The organism is Klebsiella sp. PK18 (assembly GCF_057784655.1).
On sequence record NZ_CM173493.1, the window covers coordinates 295,974 to 311,197 of the forward strand.

The following is a 15,224-nucleotide window of genomic DNA, read 5'->3' on the forward strand; positions in this document are numbered from 1 at the left end:
CGACTGCCAATATTCCGAAAGGAGGGCTGCTTTTCCGTCATCATCTTTTGACCGCTTAAACCGCGCCTCTGAAATGTTGAATGTGCGCGTCTGTCAGCGTGAATGGCGTTGGCGTACAGAGCGCAATACTTAACCCTTCATACTGAATCTGGCTTAATGACAGCGCGCCGTGAAAGGCGCTGTCAACAGAGGCCATCTGCCAGGCGCTGCCGCCGCGCTGTTTCACCAGGGCCTCTTTGCGCGTCCAGATACGCCAGAAGGCGACTAACCGCCGCTCCGGCGGTTCACGCTCCAGTTCCTGGTGCTCGCGCTCGCTGAACAGGGCGTTGGCTAACCGCTGCCAGCCTTCGCGCGGGCGAATCACTTCAATGTCGCAGCCAACCTCGCCTTCATCGCTCAGCAGTAGGGCAATATGGTCGCCGCTGTGGCTAAGGTTAAACCACCGCCCGCTACCGGGCGGGAATGCCGGTTTACCCTGTTCGCCATACTGAATATCCATTAGCGGGGTAGTCGCATGCGCCAGCAGCGCGCGCCCGGCAAGCCAGCTGGCCCGCCGCGGGCCGTCCGGCGCCTGCGCCATCAGCACAGGCGGCAGCGGCAGGGCGCTAAGGGTTGAGATGTGGCCGAGGATAAGCTGATACATCTCACGGCCAGCGCTGAATAATGATTGAGGTGTTAATGCCGCCGAAGGCGAAGTTGTTGCTCTGCAGGAATTCACAATCAATCTTGCGCGATTCGCCCATGATGTAGTCAAGATTGCCGCAGTTAGCATCCGGATTATGCAGATTCAGCGTAGGCGCGAACCAGCCCTCACGCATCATCTGCAGGCTCATCCACGCCTCCAGCGCTCCGCAGGCGCCAAGGGTATGGCCGAAATAGCTTTTCAGCGAGGAGATCGGCACGCTGTCGCCGTAAATCGCCGCCGTCGCCTGGCTTTCGGCGACATCGCCGCGATCGGTTGCGGTGCCGTGGGCCGAAATGTAGCCAATATCCCAGGCGCTTAAGCCTGCCATTTTTAACGATTGTTCCATGCAGATCTGCATGGTTTCGCGCTGCGGTTGGGTGATATGCGCGGCATCGCAGTTGGTGGCGAAGCCGATGATTTCACCGTAGATAGTCGCGCCGCGCGCTTTGGCGTGCTCCAGCTCTTCCAGTATGAGAGTACCGGCGCCTTCGCCGATCACCAGCCCATCGCGCTGTTCATCGAACGGGGCGGGGGTGAGGTCGGGCTGTTCATTACGCTGGCTGGTGGCGAACAGGGTGTCGAATACCGCGGCTTCCGACGGGCATAGCTCTTCCGCGCCGCCGGCGACCATCACCGTTTGATAACCGTGGCGAATGGCTTCCCAGGCGTAACCGATCGCCTGGCTACCGGAAGTACAGGCGCTTGACGTCGGAATAACGCGGCCGCGCAGGCCGAAAAACAGCCCGGTATTAACGGCGGTGGTGTGGGGCATCATCTGCACGTAGGTGGTGCCGGTAATATTGTTGGTGTGCTTTTCCGTCAACATAGTGGCGAACTCGCTCACCGGGCCGGTACTGCCGGTTGACGAGCCGTAAGCGATGCCGGTTTCGCCGTTGCTCAGCACGGCATCATCGATAAGCCCGGCCTGCTCGAGCGCCAGTTCAGTGGCGCGGGTAGAAAGTAGCGACACGCGGCCCATCGCACGAATACGCTTACGGGTATAGTGGGCCGGTAGGGTGAAATCATCGATTGGCGCGCCCAGTAGCGTATGCAGACCCTCGTAAATACGCCACTCCGGCATGGCGCGCACGGCGTTTTTATAACGCTGCAGTCCCGCCGAAACATCCTGCCAGTTGTCGCCAAAGGCGGTGACGCCGCCCATCCCGGTAATGACCACACGACGTGTCATAACATCCCTCCATTGATTGAAATGACCTGTCGGGTGACATATCCCGCAATATCCGACATTAAATAACTGGCAAGCCCTGCCACCTCGTCCGCCTGTCCCATGCGTTTCATCGGGATCATCGACATCGCTTCTTTTAGCGCAGTCTCTTCCATTTCGATCATCCCGGTGTCGATAAGCCCCGGGGCGATGCAGTTGACGGTGATTTTGCGCTTCGCCAGTTCAATGGCCAGCGCTTTGGTGGCGCCGATGATCCCCGCCTTAGCGGCGCTATAGTTGACCTGACCGCGGTTGCCCATGACGCCGGATACGGACGAGAGCGTGATGATACGTCCGCCCTGGCGCGCGCTAATCATCGGCATGATGCAGGGATGAATGACGTTATAGAAACTGTCGAGGTTGGTGTGGATCACCGCGTCCCAGTCCTCTTCGCCGAGCGCCGGGAAAGCGCCGTCGCGGGCGATGCCGGCGTTGCTGATAATGCCGTACCATGCGCCGTGTTCGGCCATATCCTGCTCAAGCACGTCGCGACACTGTGCGCGGTTGGCGACATCAAAGCTCAGCAGACGACCCGAGCCGCCAGCGGCGGTAATCGCCTCCAGCGTTTGCTGTGCGCCCGACGCATCGCGATGATAGTGGATGCCGACCACAAAGCCATCCGCCGCCAGCTGACGGGCGATAGCGCGACCGATGCCTTTACTGGCGCCGGTGACCAAAACTGAACGACTCATTCTGACGCTCCTTGTTGAAATAGGGTGTTAAGTTCTGTTGGCGTCGGCTGGAAAGTATTGACCCGTCCGCTTGCCAGTTCTTCATCGTCTGCCGTAATGGCGCATTCGAAGCTGCCGAAACGCTCGTCCTGCATTAACAGCTTTACGGTGATGGACAGCGCCTTGCCGCCCGGCAGATATCCTGCCGCGCAGACTAACTCGCGCGCGCCAAGCACCATGCCTAGTGAGATGGACGTTTGCCCCTGTTGTTGGCGGTGCCATCCGGACCAGACGCCAACGGTTTGCGCCATGAGTTCCAGGGCGAACCAGCCGGGGAGATTGCCCTCGGCATCAATAAACGGCGCCAGGACGCCATGGGTCGAGACCGTGACCCGGCAGGTAGCGGTTTCGTCGGTGACATTGACGATCTCTTCCAGCAGCAGCATTGGTGGCTTGTGCGGTAGATAAGCGCCGGGCGGTAAGTAGTGGCTCATTAAATGCTCCCGAGCAGAATGCTGGCGTTATTACCGCCAAAGGCAAACGAGTTCGACAGGATAATCGACCGCGGCAACGGTAGGGGACGTTCGATAATCCCGCACGGCGGAAGGGTCGCGTCGCGCGGCGACTGGCTGAAGTCCTGCGCCGGCAGCGGCAGATTGCGTTGCAGGATCAGCATGCCGATGGCGGCTTCGGTGATCCCCGCCGCGCCCAGCGTATGCCCGGTCAGATGTTTGGTGGAGCTGCATGGCACCTGCTCGCCAAATAGCGCGTTGACGACGTGAGACTCTATCCGATCGTTCAGCGGTGTGGCGGTGCCGTGCAGGTTGATATAGCCCACCTGTTCAGGGGCGATACCCGCATCGTCCAGCGCCTGCTGGATAGCGCGAATTGCCCCTTCTCCCTCAGGATGCGGGGCGGAAATATGCCAGGCGTCGCTGGACTCGCCGATACCCAGCAGCGCGATAGGCTGCGGCTCGCGGGTCAGCAGCATCAGCGCCGCCCCTTCGCCGATAGTGATGCCGCAGCGATCGCGGCCAAACGGCTGGCACTGAGTCGTGGAGAGCGACTCCAGGCTGTGAAAGCCGTTGATCGGCATTCGGCTGAGGGTATCCGCGCCGCCGACAATCGCCACATCCGCCAGCCCGGCTTCAATCAGTCGGCGTCCGCTGATAATGGCTCTGGCGCTGGATGAGCAGGCGGTTGACAGCGTAAATGCCGGGCCATCCAGCGCCAGCCAGTGGCTGAGAAAACGCGACGGGTCTCCCAGCTCCTGCTGCGGATATTGCCAGGCCGCGCTTTCCGCGCCGCTAAGGGTCAACGTGACGTGCGCGTCACCTTCGTCGAGCCCCGAGGTGCTGGTGCCAAGCACTACGGCAACGCGTTCACGCCCGTATTGGGCGATGGCGTCATCCACCTGCGGCTGAATTTGCGCCAGCGCCGCCAGCAGCAGTTGATTATTGCGCGAACGATGGGCGCTAAAGGTATCGGGAATGGTGGGTAATTCGCCGTCCACGCCTGCGAAAACCGCCTGCGGATGTCCCTGTAGCCACCCCTCGCGCGGGCGCATGCCGGGCGCGATACCGCGAGCCAGATTGGCGGCGACTTCATCATTATCGCGACCCAGCGCGTTAATCATGCCGACGGCAGAAATGTAGATCATCTCAGTCACCCAGGTATTGAATGGTGATGTGGTATTTAAAGACGTGCTGTTCGATGCTAATCGGCACGCGCTTGCCTTTGCGGTTGATATAGGTGATTTCCGTGACCAGCTTCCCGCGCGCGTTACGCAGTTCGCGTTTGTCGCCGCGGTCGGTTAGCGTCCAGCCTTTCGGCAACTGCGGTAGCCATGCGCTAACCGGCCAATGGCTGAGCATGACATCGGCCAGCACCTGGCTGGCTGGCGGCAGTTGCGGAACCACGATTGACTGTTCAGCGCGCAGCTCTTTTTCATCGTAGGTCACAAGAAACAGACGGATACCGACGGACGACAGGCCTGCCAGCGTGAGCTTTTTATCATCGGCATTGAGCATGACCAGCAGCGACTGGGTTTGGCCGTTGAAGCTGCCGGTGAGCAACTGTTGCGAGCTGATAGCCGGCGAGATGCCAGGCGGCGGTAACGTGACGCGCGTACCCGGCTCAAGCCATGCCTGCGGGCGGCCTTGCGGCTCCGGCTGCGAATGGCTGCAGCCGGCCAGTACTAAGGCGGCGAGTAGCGCGAAGGCGCGCCAGAATGATGGTCTTATCATCGTCTTTTTTTCTCTTTTTTGGTCGGCATCGCCAGCGGCGAAAGCAGGAAAGCGGTGAAAATGCCGCTCACCAGAACAATGCCAAAACTGCTAATGGCCTGAGTGGCGCTAAAGACCAGCATGCCAAGCGTTAATAAGGTAGTCATCATCGCCAGCGTGACCGCCAGCAGCGATGTCAGCGGCGTGCCGCGCGGGTTGCTGAAAAACAGCGTGTAGTTAATGCCGATGCCCAGTACCAGCACCAGCGCCAGCAAGGAGAACAGGTTAACCGGGTGGCCGCTAAGCGCCAGCGCCGCCAGCCCGCAGCCCAGTGACAGTACCGACGGCACCAGGCTTATTAGCCCTTTGCGCCAGCCAAGGCGGAGAACGGCGCCGCAGGCAATCACCGCCAGCGCAACGCACAACAGTCCGGTTAAAATATGGCGGTAGAGCGCGAAAAGCTGGTCGAAATCGCTTTTACGATCGACCCACGCAACGCCAGCCTGCTTTGCGCTGAGCGCCTTCAGCGCCGCGCTGTCTTTCACGCCGCTCACCGGGACCAGTACGCCGCTTTCGCCATCCTGCAGCGTCAGCCATAGCAGCCGCCAGCCTTCGCTGCCCGGGCTGGCAAGCCAGTCGTCGACCGTTACCGGCATCGGGTTGAGATCGGGATTAACTTTTGCCACCCCGGCGTGACTTAGCGCCTGGCCGACGACGGGCGTGGCGCGTTGCAGCAGGGTAAGATCCTGCTGCTGTCGGGCGAGCGAATTCAGCGGAATGGCGCGATATCCGCCGAGTATACCGTCGGTTTGCGCCTTAGCCAGCGCGGGCATAAATGCTTCCAGCCGTTCCAGCGTTTGCTGGGCGGATTCGCCGTAAACCACAAACCACTTCTGGTCGACGCTTTGTCCGGTGAGCGCGGTAATCGCTTTTTCCTGAGCCAGAATATCCTGCGGCAGCGCCTGGAGCTGCGAAATATCATCATCCACCCGCAGCGTCGCGAGCCCCGCCAGCGACAACAGCGCCAGCGCAACGGGGAGGCCGATGGACAGCTTTTTATTGCGCCGCCAGGCGGCGAGCCAGCGTAACAGTAGCAGCATTGCCGGTACCGGGCGCACGGGGAGCCCGCGGCACAGCCATGGATGCCAGAAAATCACCGTCAGGCATGAGGCGCTCAGGCCGACCGCCGCGAAGAGCGCCATCTGGCGAATCGCCGGGAAGGGGGCCAGCATCATAATCAGATACGCCACGACGGTGGTGAGCAGCGCCAGCAGCAGCGCATGACGCACTTTGGCGAGACTCTGCCACGGGGTTAATTCCGCGCCATGCACCATCCGTTCGGTCAGATAATAGAGCGTATAGTCGGCGGAGATGCCGATGATGCTCATGCTCATCACCAGGGTCATCAGATGCAGCTCGCCAAATAGCAGCAGTGTGACGACGGTGCCGGCCAGCGCGCCGATCGTGATAGAGAGCAGACATAGCAACAGCGGGCGGAGCGAGCGAAACGTCGCGACGATCAGCAGGATCACGCCGAACAGCGTCGCCGCGCCGAGCGTAGAAATATCGTGCTTCGCCTGCTGGCTGGCGTAATCGCTATAGAACACGGTGCCGCGTGACAATAGCTGCGCCTGCGGATACCGCGTTTTCCATTCCTTCTCCAGCTCGCCGAGGGTCGTGACCAGCCGGTGCGTCTGCTGCATATCGAATGACGATCCCGCCAGTTCGCCATGCAACAGATACCAGAGGTTGCCCTGGGCGTCTTTGGTCACCAGCCAGCCGTTCTGCAGCTGCATCCGCTGGCCGCCTTTCGCCATCGCCAGCTGCGAACCGCGCATCAGCATCAGCGGATCGTTTTGCAGTTCTTTGCCGCTGACGCCGGAAAATGCCGAATAGAGCTGCGAGAGGATCCATTGCGCCTGCGCTTCGCCGCCGTTTTGCAGGCGCGCGCGGGTAGCGGGGTCAATTAAACCGTTGCGATGTTGCCAGAAAAACGCGCCCCAGGCCTGCTGGCTATCGGCATCCATTGGGCCTTTTACCTCGGCCAACGCCTGCGATTGTTGCAGCCGCTGCAGCCAGTCGCGGGCCGCCTGCGGATCGGCCTGTTTACCGGGGCTGACCAGCCACACTAGCTGGCGGTCCAGCCGCTGCATAAAACCGTCGTTCAGGGCGGGCGGGATCGCGCCAAGCGTCTGTTTCGGCAGCATAGCCAGTACGCTACTGTTAAGCCTGGCCTGCGGCAGCAGCGACAGCAGCGCGCCCGCGAAGATCAGGCAGACGACGGCCCATAACAGCGCAGGGCGTTTACTGGGCGGCAAAGCGTTGGCGTTCGTCATCGGTCAGTTGCGCTGGCGTCAGTTGATGTTGGGAAAGCGTAATATCGGTGTGATCGCCCTGTTTGTCGTTGAGCTGAATATGCTCCAGATAGGTTTTTCCGGCTAAATCGATGCGGGCAAAAATCTTATCCAGCGGCGTAGTGATGGGCGTCAGGCACAGCGTCCACTGGCCGTTGCCTTTATCGGCAAATTCCACGCGGAAGTTTTCTTCCAGGACTTTACGATCCGCCTGGAACAGCGCGCGCAGTAAATGGTTGAACTGGAACATCTGCGGGTTGTTTTCGGCGGTGATGGTCTGCGGCGGCTGGCCGTTAATCGCCTGCACCATCCGTTTGTCATCCAGCAACAGCTGCATTGGGAACGGCGAGGTTTGATCCCACAGCAATCCCTTGTCGCGGGCGATCAACATCTTCCCCTGGGATCGCAGCGGCTGCGGCAGATCCTTAATCGTGCGAACTTGATCGAAATGGGCGCGTACCACCGGCTGTTCGGTGAACCGTTGTTGTAGGGTATCAAGCGTCAGGGCGCTGACCAGCGGGCTGATAAACAGCCCTAACAGCAGCAGTAATCTCATGGCGTGACCCCCATGCGTTCAAACAAGATATCCGGGCTGACGAAACACATCTCGCGGCTATTTTCATCTACCGCGACCTGGATGGTGTACCCGGTGGTGGTGCGCTTGCCGCTGACGGCATCAAAAATTTCGTAGCCGATGCGCAAGCGGTTCTCAAACTCTTCTATCCGCGCGCGGACGCGAATGCGCTGCTCGAAGGTAATGACGTCGCGGTATTTCACGCGGGTATCCACCACCGGCCACAAATAACCCGAGGCTTTCATCTGCCGGTAGCCATAGTTGAACTGGTTAAGCAGCGCCTCACGGGCAATTTCGAAGTAGCGAAAATAGTTGCCATGCCACACAACGCCCATCATATCGATGTCATGAAACGGGATAGTCAGCTCTACTTCAGCAGTAAAACGGGGATCGTTAAGCACCCTTTACTCCTTATCTTTGGGATCCGGCAAACGCCAGAAATCGAAAAAGTTAAACCAGTCGAGCGGCGACTGCAGCGCGTAGTGTTCCAGCCGTTCGGCGTAGCGGTCGATGCATTGCTGGAGCGCCTGTTGGCGATCGGCGCGCGGCAGCAGCAGCGGATCGGCGAACGGCTCGCAGTAAATGCGCAGTTTGTCCTGCTGGCGGAGAGCGAAAATCAAATTCACCGGGCAGTGCAAAATAGCCGCGAGAATGAACGGCCCCTGCGGGAAGGGGGCGTCTTGTCCCATAAAACGGCTCCAGCAGACGCGCCATTCGCCGCCGCGCTGCGGGTTAACCGCAATACGGTCGCCGACAATAGCGATCCATTCGCCGCGATCCAGCTTTTCTTGCAACAGCATGGCGGTTTCCGGGCCGATATCGGTCACCGGCATCAGGTTGAGTCCGGCCTGAGGCGCCATCTCCGCCATAATTTGTTTAAAACGTTGCGCGTTTTCGCTGAATACCAGGGCGTTGATGGTTTTGCTGCCCTGCAGTTGCGCCAGCGCGCGGCAGGCTTCGACATCGCCGAGATGCGAGGCCAGCAGTAGTTTTCCTCGCGGATCGCTGATATTCAGCGTCTCCTCGGCGCCTGCGGCAAAGACCACGTCGCGACCAAACTGTAGCTCGCCGCGCCAGCTGGCGATTTTATCCAGCATCGCCTCGCCAAAGCGCAGGAAGTGCCGGTAGCTGGTCAGGGTTGGCGGTATCGGCATCTGGCGCGCGGCGAGCTGTTCGCGCGCGCGGGTGATCCATTGTTGCGACGCGCGGCGCGCCGTCGCGGCCGTCAGCCAGTACACGCCGATTACCGGATAAAGCAGCAGCGTGAACGCCTTGCGCCCCAGCAGCCGCCACACCAGAAGCATCAGGCGCATTCCCCATAATCCTTTTACCTCCTGCTGGCGCGCCCAGTGCGGCGAGGCGCGGCGAAACAGCAGCGACGGCATCCGCGGCAGCATGCCGAGGAACAGACGTGTGTGCATCAGCGAGATGCGGCAGTTATCTTTGAAGGCATCAAAATGCGACAAACCGTCCGGTGGATAGGTCACGCGGGTCGGAACAAAGTAGCTGGTATTCCCCTGCCAGTAGAGGCGCACCATCACTTCGGTATCGAAATCCATACGCTGGCCGAGGAGCACGCGCTGCGCCAGCCGTAGCGTTGGCGTTATCGGATAGACGCGAAAGCCGCACATACTGTCTTTCAGCTGCAGCGACAGCGTTTCAATCCATACCCAGACGTGGGTTATCCAGCGCCCGTACAGGCGCGAACGCGGGATAGAGTCGTCGTAAATCGGCTGCCCGGAAATCAGCGCTTCAGGATGCGTTTGCGCCAGTGCCAACAGTTGTGGAATATCTTCGATGGCGTGCTGACCATCGGCATCGACCTGCACCGCATGGCTGAACCCGGCTTCCGCCGCGGCCTGTAGCCCACGGATCACCGCTGCGCCTTTGCCCGCGTTCTGTGGTAAGCGGATTAGGGTCAGGCTGGCGGTTTCCGCCGCCAGCCGCTCCAGCTGCTGCCGCGTACTGGTATCGCTGCCGTCGTCCACCACGATGCACGGCAGGCCAAAGGGCTGCAGGCGGGCCAGCACCCGCGGCATCATTGCGCCGTGGTTATAGCAGGGGATCAGAACGCAGGGAGAGAAATCTAGCGGCATAAGCGAATTTTCCCGCTGCTGGCGGTGTGTCGCGCTTCGCCGTCGTGGCGCAGATAGCTAAACGTCAGAGTCTGGCGCGCCTCCTGCCAGTTGAGGGCGAGCGTAACGGTCGTGTCCGGCAATAGCGGCGACTGAAACTTCACGTTCTGAACGCTGTGAAAACGCCAGCCGGGGGCCAGCAGCATGGTGGCGTAATGCATCGCCCAGTCCATCTGCGCGACGCCGGGGAGCAGCGGCTGCACGGCAAAATGGCCGCGAAACCAGAATAGAGCCGGGTCGAGAGAGAGTACGATTTCAACCCGATCGGCTTGCGGCTGACGGCGCTCAATTTCATGGGGCTTCATGAAATAACTCCTGTAATTGCGCGTAGACACGCTTGTTCATGCTGTTAACGGGGATCTCGTCAATCACCCGCCAGTAGCGAGGGATGGCCACAGGTTCCAGCAAGGCGCGCAGCGCTTTTCGCCACTGTAATTCCTGACTTTTTCCCCAGCGGCGACGGGCGTCTGGGTGCAGAACTAACAACGCGCCAACGCTCTGGCGACTGCCGCGGGTAATAGGTAGGGCGGCGGCATCAAGAATGCCATCCAGTTCCAGTAATCGATGTTCCACTTCGCTTAGTGAAATGCGCTTCTCTTCAATTTTCACCACCCGGTCGCGACGACCTGCCAGCTGGAATTGACCACTTTCATTGAAATGCAAAATATCATCGATAACCAGGCCGTTATCGTCGGCGATAAGCGGCGAAAATAGACGAATTGTGTTGCCCTGCGGCTGAAGGCGGATGCCGGGGAACGGCTGCCACGGCATATCATCCTGCAGGCGCTGGCGGCAGGCGATAACTCCGCTTTCCGTGCTGCCGTAAATTTCATCCGGCCAGACAGCAAACCAACTGGCGGTTTGCACCGTATCCTGCCACAGAAGCTTGCCGCCGGCGGACAAAATCATCGCGACTGGTGGCGGGGGCAACTGGCGATCGAGACGTTTGAGGAAAGCCGGACTGCTGATAAAAAGATAGCGATGGTCAGGGTTCAATGCCGTTAACTGCTCGGCATACTCAATCATCGCTGCGTGGAGCGGCAAACCTAGCGCCATGGGCAGGAACAGGCGGAACGTCAGGCCATATAAATGCTGTGGCGCGACCGATGCCACTACCTGGCAGTCTGCCAGGCGTCCGGCATAGTGCGCGGCTAACAGCGCCGCCTCGCGGTCGAGACTCTTGACGGGCTTACTAATTCGCTTCGGTTCACCGGTAGAACCGGAGGTAAAAAGCTCAATATCGGCGTCATCGTCGATTGCCGGGAATGCGTATTCGTGGGGGGCGGTCGTCATGGCGGAATGCACAACCTGTAACGGCCCGCGCCACGCCAGCGGCTTATCGCTCAATATGCCGTCGAAAAGCGCCCGCTGTTCGTTTAATAACGACGCGCGACTGTGGCCGGGAAGCACAGGCGTTTTTCCCGCATGCAGCGTGGCCAGCAGGGCGACCAGAAACAGGTAGCTGTTATCAAAACAGAGCGCCCAGCGTTCGCCTTGCTGTTGCTGCAAACAGGCAAGCAACTGGGCGACATCGTAGCGCAGATGCGCCAGCGTCCAGCGGTGTTCTTCCTGCCACGCAATCAGCGTGTCCGCCGCACGCGCTGTGCTGAGCCACTGGGCCAGCATAAGGGGCTGCTTCATGGTTTATCTCGTTTAATCATCTGCTGGCGGGTCAGCCACTCGCCGGCCATCAGAGTTCCCATCAGAAGATAGGAAATCATGCCGTTCCACGCCGTCCACAGGGACATATCGCCGTATAGCGCAGTAAACAGCGCAACGCCGCCGTTGAGGATGAAAAAGGCGCACCAGATTTGGGTAACCCGGCGGGTGTAACGCACGGCGCGCTCGGGAAGAACCGGTTCCCGCAGCCGCGCCAGGCGCTCGACTATCGGCATGCTTGACCACAGCGAACCGCCAAACACTGCCAGCATGACGCTATTTACTACTACCGGATAAAACAGCAGCAGCTGATGGGTTTTTAGCAGATAGCTGGCAATGCACAGCGTCATGCCGGCTGCCGCTACGACCTGAGTAACCACGCTCAGTGGTCCCGCCTGTCGCCGGGTCTGGCGAAAGCGTAAAAACAGCAGCAGCGCCATTAACGGTAGTAGCCATTGCAGACTGTTATGCGCGAGGCCAAACCAGACTAAGAACGGCCAGGCCAGCAGCAATACCCCTGTCAATAACGGAACGACCGGCAGCGAGCGTATGCCCGACATGGTGAATTACGCTTCTTTCAGTAAGTGTTCTACCGCATCGACGACATCCTGCACGGTGCGTACGGTTTTAAACTCTTCTGGCTTGATTTTCTTGCCGATTTTCTTTTGCAGATGGACGATCATGTCGATGGCGTCGATGCTGTCCAGTTCGAGATCTTCGTACAGGCGGGCCTCAGGTTTAATATCCTGCGGATCGATTTCAAATACCTTCACCAGCAGCGAGGAGACTTCTTCGTAAATGGCTTGTTGTTCGGTCATGACGGTTCTCCTCAGGCACGCTGCGCTTGAATAAATGATGCCAGCGTGGCAACGGAGAAAAAGTGCTGACGCATCTCTTCGCTCTCAGCCGACAGCACCACGCCGTACTGATTTTTCACCGCCAGGCCCAGCTCCAGCGCATCGATGGAGTCCAGACCCAGGCCATCGCCAAACAGGGCGGCATCGGTGTCGATATCATCAGCGGACAACTCGTCCAGGTTCAATGTACTGATTATCAGATTCTTAATTTCAAGATAAAGCGCTTGCATCATTAATTCCTGTTTCAGGTGTAGTGCCTGATTCTAATTTAAGCAAAATATGCCGGTTTAACTGCCGTGCGGCCAGCGCCGGTTCTTGTTTATTTGCCTCGTAAAACTGGTCTATTCGCAGCCGTTCTCCGACTTCGACGGTAAATAACGGCTTCGTTCGCGGCGCGTCGTACCACTTGCTCTGTTTACCCAGCATATGCTCGGTGCAGCGGATGATGACGACGCGCAAGTCGCTGCCGCAGCGCACGGCGATATTGGCCGCGCCGCGCTGTAGCTGCATTTTTTCTCCCGGTACCGTTCGGGTTCCTTCCGGGAAAATCAAAATGGTATCGCCCTGCTGTAAGCGCTGCCGGCTGGCCGGGAGCAGGGCATCGGCGCGATCGTTAATCAAATAATCCGCCGCGCGGATCACGCCACTGACAAATGGGTTTTTCAGCAACGCGCTTTTCACCAGGCAGTCGGTCTCCGGCATCACCGAGGCCAGCATAACGTAGTCGATAAGGCTGGGATGGTTGGCGACCACCAGGCAGCCGCGCTCCTGACGTAAAATATCGCGTCCTTGAATCTGGTAATCGAGTACGCCGACGCCTTTCACCACGCTGAGAAAACAGCGGAAACTGAGCGAAATACTGCGCCGTGCGATGCGGCGGCGGCGGACCTTATCGCGCACCAGGAGCAGCAATAGATTGAACCAAACGACAGAGAGCAGCAGCCCGCCAAGGCCAAACAGCGCGAAACAAAAACCGGTCATCGCCGCGCGCCAGAGCCGATTAAGGCGACAAAGAAGCGCGTTCATGAACGGCTCCACTGCCATTGCACGCGTTCGCCGGGTAGCGTAAATGCGCGCGCATTCTGCAAATAATACTGTAAAAACAACAGGCTTTGCGGCAGCGTGCTCTCTTCGACTGCGTCATGACGTTGCGCTTTGCAGTGCCATTGGTTTCCCGCTTCAATGACCCACGCCACCGCGTAGGGCCAGGTTGGCATCGCCGGTGGTAGCTGCGAGTGATAAAATTCAGGCAGAAAACCATCGAAATCTACCATCAAGACGCGCTGATAGCCCGCCTGTAGTAGAGCCATCACTTCATATAAACCCTGTTGGAAAGTATCGCGCCCAGCGGAAAGCGATGACGATGCAATGGGTTTTTTCGCTGCAATCGTCAGGTTGCCGACGGCGGAGTTATGTACCGATAGGGCGAAATCGGTAGGCGAGAGCGCCTGCTCCATCGCCAGGGCGTGCAGGATGCGATAGTTACGTTCTAGTTCGCCGTGACGGCTGGTATAGAGAACGGCGTCGATCTCATGGCGGCGCAGCATCGCCAGCCCGCAATCCACGGCCAGCCTGCTGCCTGAACTGAGTCGACGGGCGGTCATCATCGGTAATTCGCTAAGTTTGGCCGGCGCCGCGGTTGGATCGATGGCGTGCAAATGCTGTGACCACCGTTGCCACTGCTCGGTGCCACTGACTCCAGGCGCGAAGGCCTGCCAATCAACTATGTTAAATGCAAATGTCATCTACACGCGTCCGCGAAAAATCAATTATTCTTCTGACATATCAACAAGGTATGCCCAACGCCTAAATTATCGTGGCGTTGTTCTACCCGGAAACCCGCCATTTCCAGATAGCGATAAAACTTCTCTACGCTGTAGAAACGACTGTTGCCGTTGGCCATACAGGTAAAGTAGAGCGAAGACGCATTCAGACTAAATGATGCTGCTTCAAACTTCTGCGCATCCCAGAACAGCTCCAGAATACACAGGCGCGCGCCGGGTTTCATGACCTGCGCGACGTTACTGAGTAGGGTGATAATTTGTTCCGGGGAAAAACAGTCAAGGAACTGGCTCATCCACCAGATATCCGCCTCTCCTGGTAAGGGGGCGTCACTCAGCATATCCACAGCATGACAGTCAATGCGATGGGTAAGGCCCGCATTTTCTATATTTTCGCGGGCCAGCGCAATTTGTTGCGGCAAATCTAATAACGTAATTGCGATATTTTCATCATACTGGCAGCAGCGCAGCGCCCACTTGCCGGTATTTCCGCCGACATCGTACAGGGTTGCGGGCCGACTGGCGAATACATATGGCAGCGCAGCGCTGAAGGCGCCGTCGGAATAGTAATGATCGAAAGCAAACCAGCTTTTACGCGCCGCTTGCGGAAGTTGCGACAATGCTGGGTAGATCGTTGGCCACTCACCAAAAACTTTTAACCCTGAAGGCTTTCCTTCCTGGAGGGCATTTTCCAGAAAGAATAATCCCTGATAACAAACGTCTTGAGTAAAATCCATATTTACTCGCGTCATCGTATCATGAAGTAAGAAATGTCCTATTTTAGAAAGGTAATAGCGCTCTTCTTTACAGGTAAGGATACGACCGCTTAACCCCATATCCAGCAAAACGCTAACGGCATATTGTTTTCCCTCGAAAATTTCGCTGATGGCTTCAAGCGTCGCGCCGAGTTTACCTTGCTGGTCCAGAAAAGCCAGAATGCCTGAGTTTCGTAGACATAATGCACTTTGAAAGAGCATAGGAGCAAAAGCAATACGCTGCGCTTCAGTGATGGCATCAAGCGCGCTGAGAGAATCCTGTTGGTACACGTTTGGTACAAC

General features: G+C 58.5%; 18 protein-coding genes. All 18 read right to left on the bottom strand.

Annotated elements, in window-relative coordinates:
* Positions 1–55 precede the first annotated feature (55 nt).
* The 18 genes from acpT to AC3EMD_RS01445 are packed head-to-tail and all read right to left on the bottom strand — an operon-like array spanning position 56 to position 15,212.
* Positions 56–643, bottom strand: a complete 588-nt coding sequence (acpT, locus tag AC3EMD_RS01360) for a 4'-phosphopantetheinyl transferase AcpT (protein ID WP_302073895.1) — start codon at positions 641–643, stop codon at positions 56–58.
* A gap of 1 nt (position 644) precedes the next feature.
* Entirely contained in the window at positions 645–1,874 is a 1,230-nt protein-coding gene (locus tag AC3EMD_RS01365; RefSeq protein WP_211743761.1) for a beta-ketoacyl-ACP synthase, read from the bottom strand.
* Positions 1,871–2,602 (bottom strand): 3-ketoacyl-ACP reductase FabG2, encoded by a 732-nt coding sequence (locus AC3EMD_RS01370; RefSeq protein WP_047047872.1) that lies wholly within the window; start codon positions 2,600–2,602, stop codon positions 1,871–1,873. The genes AC3EMD_RS01365 and AC3EMD_RS01370 overlap by 4 nt, the downstream gene beginning before the upstream one ends.
* The gene (locus AC3EMD_RS01375; RefSeq protein ID WP_302073896.1) at positions 2,599–3,075 is read right to left on the bottom strand and encodes a hotdog family protein; all 477 of its coding nucleotides are present in this window, start codon (positions 3,073–3,075) and stop codon (positions 2,599–2,601) included. Before AC3EMD_RS01375 ends, AC3EMD_RS01370 begins: the two co-directional genes overlap by 4 nt.
* The gene (locus AC3EMD_RS01380; protein WP_302073897.1) at positions 3,075–4,241 is read right to left on the bottom strand and encodes a beta-ketoacyl-[acyl-carrier-protein] synthase family protein; all 1,167 of its coding nucleotides are present in this window, start codon (positions 4,239–4,241) and stop codon (positions 3,075–3,077) included. The genes AC3EMD_RS01375 and AC3EMD_RS01380 overlap by 1 nt, the downstream gene beginning before the upstream one ends.
* Position 4,242: 1 nt before the next feature.
* Complete coding sequence (locus tag AC3EMD_RS01385; protein ID WP_064171494.1) at positions 4,243–4,827, bottom strand: DUF3261 domain-containing protein; 585 nt, start codon at positions 4,825–4,827, stop codon at positions 4,243–4,245.
* A complete protein-coding gene (locus AC3EMD_RS01390; protein ID WP_218408230.1) occupies positions 4,824–7,142 on the bottom strand; it encodes an MMPL family transporter in 2,319 nt (772 codons plus the stop codon). The genes AC3EMD_RS01385 and AC3EMD_RS01390 overlap by 4 nt, the downstream gene beginning before the upstream one ends.
* On the bottom strand, positions 7,111–7,716 hold the full coding sequence (locus AC3EMD_RS01395; RefSeq protein WP_048964464.1) for an outer membrane lipoprotein carrier protein LolA: 606 nt from the start codon (positions 7,714–7,716) through the stop codon (positions 7,111–7,113). The genes AC3EMD_RS01390 and AC3EMD_RS01395 overlap by 32 nt, the downstream gene beginning before the upstream one ends.
* Positions 7,713–8,135: an acyl-CoA thioesterase gene (locus AC3EMD_RS01400; protein ID WP_047047887.1), complete on the bottom strand. Its 423-nt coding sequence runs from the start codon at positions 8,133–8,135 to the stop codon at positions 7,713–7,715. Before AC3EMD_RS01400 ends, AC3EMD_RS01395 begins: the two co-directional genes overlap by 4 nt.
* A gap of 3 nt (positions 8,136–8,138) precedes the next feature.
* Positions 8,139–9,830, bottom strand: coding sequence for a glycosyltransferase family 2 protein (locus AC3EMD_RS01405; protein WP_302073898.1), 1,692 nt, complete (start codon positions 9,828–9,830; stop codon positions 8,139–8,141).
* Complete coding sequence (locus AC3EMD_RS01410; RefSeq protein ID WP_045397064.1) at positions 9,821–10,174, bottom strand: ApeI family dehydratase; 354 nt, start codon at positions 10,172–10,174, stop codon at positions 9,821–9,823. Before AC3EMD_RS01410 ends, AC3EMD_RS01405 begins: the two co-directional genes overlap by 10 nt.
* Entirely contained in the window at positions 10,161–11,510 is a 1,350-nt protein-coding gene (locus tag AC3EMD_RS01415) for a class I adenylate-forming enzyme family protein (RefSeq protein WP_211743765.1), read from the bottom strand. The genes AC3EMD_RS01410 and AC3EMD_RS01415 overlap by 14 nt, the downstream gene beginning before the upstream one ends.
* The gene (locus tag AC3EMD_RS01420; RefSeq protein WP_064171491.1) at positions 11,507–12,088 is read right to left on the bottom strand and encodes a COG4648 family protein; all 582 of its coding nucleotides are present in this window, start codon (positions 12,086–12,088) and stop codon (positions 11,507–11,509) included. The genes AC3EMD_RS01415 and AC3EMD_RS01420 overlap by 4 nt, the downstream gene beginning before the upstream one ends.
* Before the next feature lie 6 nt (positions 12,089–12,094).
* The gene (locus tag AC3EMD_RS01425) at positions 12,095–12,346 is read right to left on the bottom strand and encodes an acyl carrier protein (RefSeq protein ID WP_047047899.1); all 252 of its coding nucleotides are present in this window, start codon (positions 12,344–12,346) and stop codon (positions 12,095–12,097) included.
* 11 nt (positions 12,347–12,357) lie between these two features.
* The gene (locus AC3EMD_RS01430; RefSeq protein WP_045397051.1) at positions 12,358–12,615 is read right to left on the bottom strand and encodes a phosphopantetheine-binding protein; all 258 of its coding nucleotides are present in this window, start codon (positions 12,613–12,615) and stop codon (positions 12,358–12,360) included.
* On the bottom strand, positions 12,596–13,411 hold the full coding sequence (locus AC3EMD_RS01435; RefSeq protein ID WP_048964469.1) for a lysophospholipid acyltransferase family protein: 816 nt from the start codon (positions 13,409–13,411) through the stop codon (positions 12,596–12,598). Before AC3EMD_RS01435 ends, AC3EMD_RS01430 begins: the two co-directional genes overlap by 20 nt.
* A complete protein-coding gene (locus tag AC3EMD_RS01440) occupies positions 13,408–14,130 on the bottom strand; it encodes a beta-ketoacyl synthase chain length factor (protein WP_048964470.1) in 723 nt (240 codons plus the stop codon). Before AC3EMD_RS01440 ends, AC3EMD_RS01435 begins: the two co-directional genes overlap by 4 nt.
* A gap of 20 nt (positions 14,131–14,150) precedes the next feature.
* The gene (locus AC3EMD_RS01445; RefSeq protein ID WP_064171490.1) at positions 14,151–15,212 is read right to left on the bottom strand and encodes a methyltransferase; all 1,062 of its coding nucleotides are present in this window, start codon (positions 15,210–15,212) and stop codon (positions 14,151–14,153) included.
* Between the last annotated feature and the right edge of the window lie 12 nt (positions 15,213–15,224).